General features: G+C 30.1%; 2 protein-coding genes. Both read left to right on the forward strand.

What is annotated here, in order from left to right; translation table 11 throughout:
• Positions 1-53: 53 nt before the first annotated feature.
• Entirely contained in the window at positions 54-581 is a 528-nt protein-coding gene (locus VQ643_RS16155; RefSeq protein WP_414201520.1) for a DUF3304 domain-containing protein, read from the forward strand.
• A gap of 221 nt (positions 582-802) precedes the next feature.
• Positions 803-2,017, forward strand: coding sequence for a hypothetical protein (locus VQ643_RS16160; RefSeq protein ID WP_414201522.1), 1,215 nt, complete (start codon positions 803-805; stop codon positions 2,015-2,017).
• The last annotated feature ends 142 nt before the right edge of the window (positions 2,018-2,159 follow it).

Genomic DNA, 2,159 nt, shown 5'->3' on the forward strand with positions numbered 1-2,159 from the left:
GTTTTTAAATAAAATTAATATTTATAGGTTGTGCTCTCTTTAAGGAGATTTAAATGAAACTACAAGCTATAACGCTAATATTGTTTTCATTATTGTTAGCAGGTTGTGAAAGTGAAGCTGAAAAGCTCGCACGTGAACGCAAAGAAATGGTGTGGGTACCAATGGGTGCATGGAATCTAACTTATTATGAAATGCGTACATTTACAGCCAATGGACATCTAGGTTATGCCACAAGTGAAGGTGGTTCAATCGTTATTCCTAAAGCATGGGATCCTGAGTTTAAAGTCAAAATAAAATGGCGCCGATTAGATACAAGTAAACTGGGAAAAAGTCCAGGTCTTACTGATAATGAAGGCTGGAAGGTATTTCGAGAAAAAATGAAAGAAAACACCAGTTATCATGAAGCTATTGTAGATATTCCAGAGTATGACTATAAAAAAGATTTTTGTGCACTTAAAGTTTATTTTTTAGAGTGTAACGTAGTAAAAATTAGAGTTAACTGTAAATCGCCAGGCTTACCCTATGATGAGTATCCAAAGTGTGATAATCCCAGTTATAAGTTAAAAGAAAAGGAATCTTAATATGTCAATTTTCGCTAGTATTCCGCCGTTTTTTCCAAATAAAGGCAGAGGGTTGCTAACAGATAAGCAATTGACTAAAAATTTGGATATAGGCCTTGCTTTACATGGCTTGGATTATATAGGGGACCCCATCATAAGATGGTTAAAAAATTGCCGACTCTCTAAGAGAAATTATAATTTTACGACCACCAGAAAATTTATATATACTACAAGGCATATGGATGATGAATACTATAATAAAATATTTGGTATTAAATAGCTTGATTACGGGGCTGTTTTTATTAAATAGTAGTTATGCAGGAGGGTTTAACAAAAATAATATTTATTTTAAAGACGGAAACATGCATATTACTAGGTCTGCTTATGTTGGCAAGGTACTTGGTGTTCCTGTGGATTATCTTACAAAAGATAATAATGTTAACCAAAGTGCTGTGTGTAATTTTTATGTGGATGGAAGTAATATAATAGGTTTAGTTGAATGCACTGCAAAACATAATATAGTCTACTTAGCTAATTATACGGATGGAGAGCTAAATGGGGTGGAAGTTTTGTTAGATAAAGATAATAATATTATTAAGAGTTTGTACCATAGAAATGGGATGGTTTCTGGTTTGCATGTGGTAAGAAAAAATAAAAATATAATACTTGCCGAGTATTTTGATGGCAATGCACATGAGGCTTATGCTAAAAAATATTATGAGTATTTTAAAGGAACAAAATTAGCATCGTCCTACGAATTAATTCGCGTTAGATCTAATGATTATATATTAAAGTGGAATTTTCCAGAGTATGTATACTTGAAAAATGGGTATGAAAAAAAATATGACCCTACTGGGAGGTTATTAAGTGAAATTTTATGGAATGTAGGCTCTATTAAGTATGCGAAAGCTTATTACTGGAAAAATAATAAACAAATAATAAATTATAGTGGCTCTGCAGTTGCAACTGATTACTTAAGTTTTGAATTAGATAAAGAATATGATTACAAGTTTGAGTCGTCTAGAAGTGAATATTACTTTAATTCTGGTTTTTTTGAAAAGGATTTCTATATTGTAAACAATATAGTTAAAAACGGAGTAGAAAATATTTACGATAAAAATATTTTTATTGGGCAGATCCTTTGGGATAATGGTATTTTAAAAGGAGCTGCGGTTTATATAAAACCACTAAATAAATACTATATAGTTTTTAAGGGAAATAATGTTAAGATTGGCCTAAAATGTAGTTTCTGGAACTCTTTAGATGGTCGTAATTTTTATAAAAGAACATCAGCTTTTCAATGTTTACACAATTATGGTGCATTAGAAAATTCTGAGATTAAATATGGTATTTTCATAAGTGATCTTAATGATGAAAGTGATTATAGAGACACTATCCTTTATAAAATATATGATGCTTTAGATAGATTTGGATTTAATTTAGTGTACACATTATGACTAAAGAACTGTTCAGTACAATTAAAATATGTATAGTTTTTCTTGTTATATGGTTTTTTCTTTATTTTTTTAATATCAAAAGGAGTTGAATTTTTTAGAGTGCATGTACTTTATGTTTTTTTAGTGACATTCACTATAATAT

The organism is Pseudomonas sp. F1_0610, from assembly GCF_047470865.1.
In the GTDB taxonomy this organism is placed as follows: domain Bacteria; phylum Pseudomonadota; class Gammaproteobacteria; order Pseudomonadales; family Pseudomonadaceae; genus JAZDRH01.